A 7646-nucleotide genomic window follows, 5' to 3' on the forward strand; every position below is an offset into this window, starting at 1 on the left:
ACAATGTCATGCAAATCGATGGGACTGGCGTTTCCTTCGAGCTATACTAGCGCTATAGACATCAAAGACAGCAACGAAGGAGGAACCGAACAAACGATGAATGTACTAAGAGCGAAGGGACTCGGCAAAACGTACAGCTCCCCTGGAAATATCGTTTATCAAGCGTTGGAGGATATTGATTTGACGATCGAAGCGGGTGAGTTTGTCGGTGTCATGGGGCCGTCGGGAAGTGGGAAGACGACGCTGCTGAATCTGCTGGCGACGATTGACCGCCCGACGTCGGGGCGCATCGAGATCAACGGGGCCGAGCCGGCAGCGCTGAACGATAAGAAGCTGGCGTTATTCCGGCGGCGCGAGCTTGGCTTCGTGTTTCAGGATTTCAACCTGCTCGATACGTTGTCGATCAAGGAAAATATTATTTTGCCCCTCGTTCTGGAAGGGATGGCTCCCAACCTGATCGAGCAGCGGCTGGAGCCGCTTGCCGAGAGGCTGCAAATCGCCGGGCTGCTCGGCAAGCGCACGTATGAGGTATCCGGCGGGCAGAAGCAGCGCGCGGCGATTGCGCGGGCGCTTATTCACAAGCCGTCCTTGCTGCTGGCCGACGAATTGACCGGAAATCTCGATTCGAAGGCGGCCAAGGATGTCATGGATGCGCTTCAAGAAATGAACGAGCACTTCCAGGCGACCGTGCTGATGGTCACGCACGATCCTTTCTCGGCAAGCTACTGCCGGCGCATCGTGTTTATTAAAGACGGCAAGCTGTTCTCGGAATTGCGGCGAGGCACGAGCCGGCAAGTGTTTTTCCAACAAATCTTGGACGCGCTCAGCGTGCTGGGAGGGAATTTCGATGACGTTCCGCTCGCTCGCGCTTAGCAACATTCGCGGCAATTGGCGGTCGTACGGCGCATTTTTTATGAGCAGCGTGTTTTCCGTCATGATCTTCTACATCTACGCCGCGTTTCTCGCTCATCCCGAGGTCGTGAGCGGCCGGCTCGTGGCCACCGCAAAAGTCAGACAGGGCATGGTGTTCTGCGAATATGTCATTGTCATCTTCTCGTTTCTGTTCGTGCTTTATTCCAACTCCGCGTTTCTGAAGACGCGACAGCAGGAGTTCGGCTTGTTCTCGCTGTTCGGGATGACCCGCGCGCAGCTCCGCAAGCTTATGCTGTATGAGAACGCGGCGATTGCGGCGCTGTCCATCGGAGCGGGTATCGGGCTTGGCATCCTGTTCAGCAAGCTGTTCTATATGGGGCTTGGCGTGCTGCTCGGGATGAGCGATACGATCCCGTTTGCCGTCCCGCAGCAAGCGGTGTGGGTTACCGCGGGAGGATTCTTCCTGGTGTTCACGCTGATTTCGCTGTGGACGACGCTGCGAATGAGCCGTGCGGAAATCGCCGATCGGCTCAAAGCTTTGCGCAAGCCGAAAGGGCAGCTCGTCTATTCGCGTTGGCTTGCGCTGCTTGCGGTGGTCTGTCTGGGAACGGGCTACAGCCTGGCGCTGACGTTGAACGAAGCGTATTTCGATCTGAAGGTGCTGCTGATTCTGCTTACGGTGGTCCTCGGCACGTATCTTTTGTTTACACAGTTCAGCTTTTTGTTCCTGCGGCTGATCCGGAAGCGTGCGGGCATCTACTATGACCGTACGAATATGCTCGTCTATGCTCAGCTTGGCTACAAAATGAAAGACAACGCCCGCGTGTTATTCGTCGTATCGATTTTGAGCGCGGTCATTTTAACGGCTTCCAGCGCGGTGTATATGCTTGCGGTCGCGGAGCAATACCAGGACCTGAAGACGCAATACGATAATGTCAGAGAAGTGATCGCCCTGACGATGTTTATCGGGCTCTTCATCAGCCTGCTGTTCTTTATCGCGTCCGGCAGCATGATGTATTTCAAGCTGTTTACGGAGCTGCAGGAGGATCGGGCGTCATTCAAGGCTTTGACCCGAATCGGCATCACCGTGGATGAAATTCGCAAAATCGTCGTTCCGCAGGTCGGCGTCATGTTCTTCGCTCCCTGTCTGATCGGCATTGCCCACGCACTGGTTGCGATGAAAGCACTGGATAACCTGCTTCATTTATCCAATTGGCTTTATTCGTTCGTCGTCATCGGCGTATATATGGCCATGCAGACGGTTTACTTTGTCGTCGCGTGCAGAGGTTATATGAAAAGCGTGCTGCGCGGCGCAGCTTCGTAAGGGACATAGACAAACTGAAGGACTGAACGAAGGAGACAAGACGAGATGAAAACTTTTTACGCAAAATGTTTCCATATTTTTCTTATAATGATAATAATTTCTGGATTGATCCTATCCCCGCTATTGGCTAAGGCAGGAGAGAAAGCCTTTCAGATCGATCCCGCCAAAATCGATGCCTACGTCGAAGCGGCCATGGACAGGCTTCACATTCCGGGCGCGGCCTTGGGGATCGTCAAAGGCGACCGGACCGTCTATCTGAAGGGCTACGGCATCTCGGGCCCTGACCAAGCGCCTGTCACGCCGCAGACGCCTTTTGTCCTCGGTTCCACCAGCAAGTCGTTTACCGCCTTGGCGGTTATGCAGCAGGTAGAGGCAGGGAAAATTGAGCTTGATGCGCCGGTGCAGCGGTATTTGCCATACTTTCGAACCGCCGATGAGGCAGCTTCATCCAAAATAACCGTACGCCATTTATTGAATCAAACCAGCGGATTTTCCATCTATGCCGGCCGTAAAGGAATGGTAGAAGGGGACAAGCCGATCGAGCAGCATATCCGGGACCTGAACGTTACGCCGCTTGCCAAGCCCGCAGGCTCCGGGTATGAATATTCGAACATAAACTACAATATTCTTGGCGGGATCGTCCAAGCGGTCTCCGGAAAGCCGTATACCCAATATGTGAGCGACCATATTTTCAAGCCGCTGGCGATGAACCACAGCTACGCCGATCCGGAGCAAGCCCGGAATAACGGTCTGGCAACCGGATATCAGCCCGTTTTCGGCTATATGGTCCTAACCAAGCAATTGAATCACGAGGCGACCGTCGCGTCAGGCTACTTGATCTCCAGCGCCGAAGACATGTCGAATTACTTAATCGCTCAGCTGAACGGGGGCCGTTTCCAAGCCAGGACCGTCCTGTCCGAGCAAGGCGTCCGGCAAATGCACGAGCCTGGGGCATCGATTGCAGACGGCTTATTTTACGGCATGGGATGGAGCGTCAACAACAGCGTCATTTTTCATAACGGCATTACGGAGAATACGTATTCGTTTATGGCGATGGATGGGGATTACGGCATCGTCCTGCTGATCAACGCCTATGATTTTCTCTCATCCTACGACGGCATCGTCTCGGGACTTAACGGAATTGTTCACGGCCAGGAACGCTCGGCAGCCGAACTGCCCGATTATACGAAATCCTACGTGATTCTGGATCTGATTATGGCGGTTATTCTCGCTCTGATCCTCAGGTCCGTTTACAGCTTATGGACCTGGAAAACAAAATTTAAGGCGACGCCGCTGCGCATAACCGTGCATGCCGTGTCTATCGTGTTCCTGAATGTGCTGCTTCCTTTGACGGTATTGATTTATTTCCCTAAGCTGGACCCGGCTCCATGGTCGGTCGTCACGCTGTTTTTTCCCGGCGCGGGACACGCGCTCTTGTTCATCCCCATCGTATTGTTGGGTCTGGGAGCGATCAAAACCGTTTTGCTCCTCCGCAGCGGCTTAGGGAGTAAGCGATCTGCTGTGAGGAGGGTGACCGCATGATGAAGGTGTTGGAAAATCTGGCCGCCGCCGCGATGACCACGGCCATCGTCAGCTTGCTGCTCCACGCTCCGTTTGTGAACGGCCGGCCGTTAATGGACATGATCCGGGCTTTGTTTTCATAGATTGTCCTGTTTCTGGGCGGGTGGTTCCTTCCTTCGTGATCCGGCTCATAGCTTTCCGAAACGATACGGAGTAGGATTCATGTATCCGAGGGGGTACAGAACAGTGGAAAATAATAGTAATGACTACGGGATTCGAATCGATTCGTGTCGGGCGGGAAACGATTATGTGTTTCTGATCACCGGGGGAGAAGCGCATGTGGGCGCGGTCGCCTGCGCTTACCGGCATGAAGGGGAGGTCCGGTCGGAGACGATATCCGTCCCCGGACACCGGGAAGGGGAGCTGGTCAAGGAGTTGGCTGAAAGCGCAGCGTCGAAGCTGCGCCATCGTGCCGTCGTCATTATGGGAATCCACATCGATCATGCGACGAAGCAGGATATTGCACAAATTATCGCTCTCGTCCATGAGAAGATGAAGGCCGCTCTCGAAAGCTGCATCCAGGACAACGGAGCCGCACAGTTGAAGCTGTGACGGCTCTTTTCGTCAAAAGTGATCTCTAATATGAGGCGAGGGTCGATAGGCGAGCCTAGTCATCAGGCGGCCGCCTTTTGCCGGTTTTGCAAACCCAGAATGAACAAGAACGTTACGATGCTTAAGGCAATGCTGCACACGAGGGCGATGACGAAGGCTTGCATGTACGGCTCTGTGCCGTGTCCGGTCAGGAAGGAGAAGAAAATCGTGCCGATGACCGCGACCCCGAGTACGTTGGCGGTCTGCATGCAGGTCGTGAGCACACCGGAGGCGGAGCCTGCATACTGGCTGGGAATGCCCGACAAGATCGTCTTCATCAGAGGAGACGCGACGAGCCCTTGACCCCATCCGATCAACAGAAACGGAATCAGCAGCGGCAGCCAATCAAGCGCCGCGCCGCCTGCGTTTATGATCCAGATCACGGCGGCATAACCGGCGGCCATGAGCCATGCGCCCCACTTAAGAACGGCCGTCCCTGCGCGATTCAGCCATTTCGGAGCCAGCAAGGAAGCCGCGAAGAAGGCGATGCCGATCGGCATAAAGGCCGCGGCGGATTGCATGGGAGACAGCATCAGCCCATCCTGCAGCGTGATCGAGACGGTGAGAAAAAAGCCCGAATTCCCTAACTGGAAAGCGATAAGCGCCAAAACACCGACGGTAAACGACCTTTCCTGGAAGATGGCTACCGGGATGAGCGGGGATTTCCCGCTGCGAAGCAGCTTTTTCTCATGCCAAACGAACGCGAGAAGAAACGCAATGCCTCCCAGAAAGCTGGCATAGACCCAAAGGGGCCAACCGGCTTCCCTTCCGACAACCATAGGATAAATGCACAGCAGCAAGCTGCACGTCAGGAGGACGATCCCCCATACGTCGATATTCTTTTTGTCGCTGGAACGGTTTTCCCGGACTAAGGGGATGATCAGCAGAACGGCCAGCAGACCGATTGGAATATTGATCAAAAAGACGCTGCGCCATCCCAATCCGAGCGCATCGAAGTGGAGCAGCATGCCGCCGACGATCTGTCCGGCGATTAACCCCAGACCGCTAACCGCACCGTATAGACCGATCGCTTTGCCCTTTTCCTCCGGAGGGAAGATGACATGGATGATGGACAGCACTTGCGGGATCAGGATCGCTGCGCCGATCCCTTGAATTACGCGCGAGAATATAAGGAACGGCGCTCCCGTCGCGATGCCGCACAAAGCCGACGCCGCGACGAACAGGATCATGCCGAGAATGAAGCTTTTTTTCCTGCCGATCCAGTCGCCGATCCGTGCCCCTGGGATGAGCAGCACCGCATAGCTGAGAACGTACGCGGCAACGATAAACTGGATTTGGGTAGACGAGGCTTGAAGCTGGCTTTGGATCGACGGGATGGCGACATTGACAATAAACGAATCGAGAATAACCATAAATGTGCCCAGCAGCAAAACGGATAAGGCCCACCATCTTTTCGCTTCCAGAGGTTGGGAAGCATTAACATTTGCCTGATTCATTGATGAATCTCCTTTGAAGTGATTTAAGTAGTATTTTTGGGTACCACCAACAGTAAGACAAAAAAATAAGGTCAAACGTCTTCTTAATAAAAATTTAAAACAACAGCATGTGCATGAGTAAGCCTCCTTTATTTTTAGTGGTGTTTTATAATACTACTCATATTTAATTGGATTGTCAATGACGTTCCTGTGATTTTTTAAGCGGATTTTCATGCAAACCCGTGGAGTTAGCGGAAATTTCGTCTTGTACAACCCCCAAAATACTTCGTCGCTATAAAGCAAAGATGCTTTAAATCATGTTCTTGTATTTCATGCTTGTTTCGTTATAAAATGCATCTTAATTAAATCAACTGAATGTTCTGACAAGCGATGAAGGAGAGAGTAAGCGAAGAACGCTTCTTGCCAGGGACGGTGTGCCGGCGACTGAGAGCACCCGACGAAGCACTGCGCTGAAGTTCACTCCCGAGCTGGTGCCTGATGAGCGGCCTGATCGACAAGGCTTCTTGTAGGGTTACCCGTGGGTCCTGCGTTAAAGGATGGAAAGTGAGAAGAGCACTCCGGTTCGTTTTGCGAAGGGAGCGCACTTCTAATAAGGGTGGTACCACGGCTCCTCGTCCCTTGCGACGGGGGGCCTTTTTATGTTCCAACAAAAAACAATTCAAGGAGCGGATGAGAAATGAACGAACAAAGTTTAGAACTTTTACGCCAAAAATTGGACGAAACGAACCGCCAGCTTCTGGAGCTGTTGTCGGAACGCGCCACGATTGTCCAGGAAATTGGAAACATCAAAGAGAAGCAGGGCATTCCGAAATTCGACCCTGTACGGGAGAAGCAAATGCTGACGGAGCTGGTAGCCAGCAATAAAGGTCCTTTCACCGACGAGACGATCCGCCACCTGTTCAAGCAAATTTTCCAGGCTTCGCTGAATCTTCAGGTAACCGATCATAAGAAGCAGCTTCTGGTCAGCCGGAAGAAGCAAAAGGAAGATACCGTCGTTATGTTGGGCGACGATGTGAAGGTCGGCGGAGGAAGTCCCGTTCTGATTGCTGGACCTTGCTCCGTGGAGAGCTACGATCAGACGCGGACGGTAGCCGCGGCCCTGAAGCAGGCGGGGATTACCGTGCTGCGCGGAGGGGCGTTTAAGCCGAGAACTTCACCTTACGATTTTCAGGGACTGGGCATCGAGGGGCTCAAAATCTTGAAGGAAGTCGGCGACGAATTCGGTCTGAAAACGATCAGCGAAATCGTAGATCCTGCTCATGTGGAGTTGGCCTGCGAATATATCGACGTCATTCAGATCGGCGCTCGCAATATGCAAAACTTCGAGCTGCTGAAAGCGGCGGGCGAGGTGCGCAAGCCGATTCTGCTCAAGCGCGGGCTGGCGGCGACGATCGACGAATTTCTTCATGCGGCCGAGTATATATTGGCCCGCGGCAACACGCAGGTCATGCTCATCGAACGCGGCATTCGCACGTACGAAAAGGCGACGCGCAACACGCTCGATATTTCCGCCGTGCCGATCCTGAAGCAGGAAAGCCATCTGCCGGTGCTTGTCGACGTCACGCACTCGACAGGACGCAAAGACATTCTTGCCCCATGCGCAAAAGCGGCTTTAGCCGCCGGTGCCGACGGGGTCATGGTCGAGGTGCATCCGGATCCGGCCACGGCATTGTCCGATGCCGCCCAGCAGCTCAATATCGAGGAGTTTGGGGATTTTTATGCCCAGGTGCGGGAGTCCGGCCTTCTTGGGTAGATGATATAGGTTCTGATTGTTGAGAAAGTGGGCAATTGTGAGAATGGAGTTACGAGGGGGTGGGGTA

7 protein-coding genes are annotated in these 7646 nt (G+C 53.7%); 6 read left to right on the top strand and 1 reads right to left on the bottom strand.

What is annotated here, in order from left to right; genetic code table 11:
- The first annotated feature begins 96 nt into the window (after nt 1-96).
- The 5 genes from QJ48_RS13140 to QJ48_RS13155 all read left to right on the top strand — a co-directional run bounded on the left by QJ48_RS13140 (nt 97) and on the right by QJ48_RS13155 (nt 4330).
- Nucleotides 97-873 (top strand): ABC transporter ATP-binding protein, encoded by a 777-nt coding sequence (locus tag QJ48_RS13140; RefSeq protein ID WP_054974025.1) that lies wholly within the window; start codon nt 97-99, stop codon nt 871-873.
- Nucleotides 848-2197, top strand: coding sequence for an FtsX-like permease family protein (locus QJ48_RS13145; protein ID WP_054974026.1), 1350 nt, complete (start codon nt 848-850; stop codon nt 2195-2197). Before QJ48_RS13140 ends, QJ48_RS13145 begins: the two co-directional genes overlap by 26 nt.
- 123 nt (nt 2198-2320) lie before the next feature.
- A complete protein-coding gene (locus QJ48_RS13150; RefSeq protein WP_237762897.1) occupies nt 2321-3739 on the top strand; it encodes a serine hydrolase in 1419 nt (472 codons plus the stop codon).
- Nucleotides 3736-3861 (top strand): hypothetical protein, encoded by a 126-nt coding sequence (locus tag QJ48_RS39170; protein ID WP_272948123.1) that lies wholly within the window; start codon nt 3736-3738, stop codon nt 3859-3861. Before QJ48_RS13150 ends, QJ48_RS39170 begins: the two co-directional genes overlap by 4 nt.
- Before the next feature lie 103 nt (nt 3862-3964).
- Complete coding sequence (locus QJ48_RS13155; protein WP_054974028.1) at nt 3965-4330, top strand: hypothetical protein; 366 nt, start codon at nt 3965-3967, stop codon at nt 4328-4330.
- Nucleotides 4331-4392: 62 nt separating this feature from the next.
- Here QJ48_RS13155 and QJ48_RS13160 read toward each other — a convergent pair whose 3' ends face one another.
- Nucleotides 4393-5826, bottom strand: a complete 1434-nt coding sequence (locus QJ48_RS13160; protein WP_054974029.1) for an MFS transporter — start codon at nt 5824-5826, stop codon at nt 4393-4395.
- Between the two features lie 676 nt (nt 5827-6502).
- Between QJ48_RS13160 and QJ48_RS13165 the strand changes: the two genes are divergently transcribed.
- A complete protein-coding gene (locus QJ48_RS13165) occupies nt 6503-7579 on the top strand; it encodes a bifunctional 3-deoxy-7-phosphoheptulonate synthase/chorismate mutase (RefSeq protein WP_054974030.1) in 1077 nt (358 codons plus the stop codon).
- The last annotated feature ends 67 nt before the right edge of the window (nt 7580-7646 follow it).

This window comes from Paenibacillus sp. A3 (assembly GCF_001399685.1).
Taxonomy (GTDB): Bacteria; Bacillota; Bacilli; order Paenibacillales; family NBRC-103111; genus Paenibacillus_G.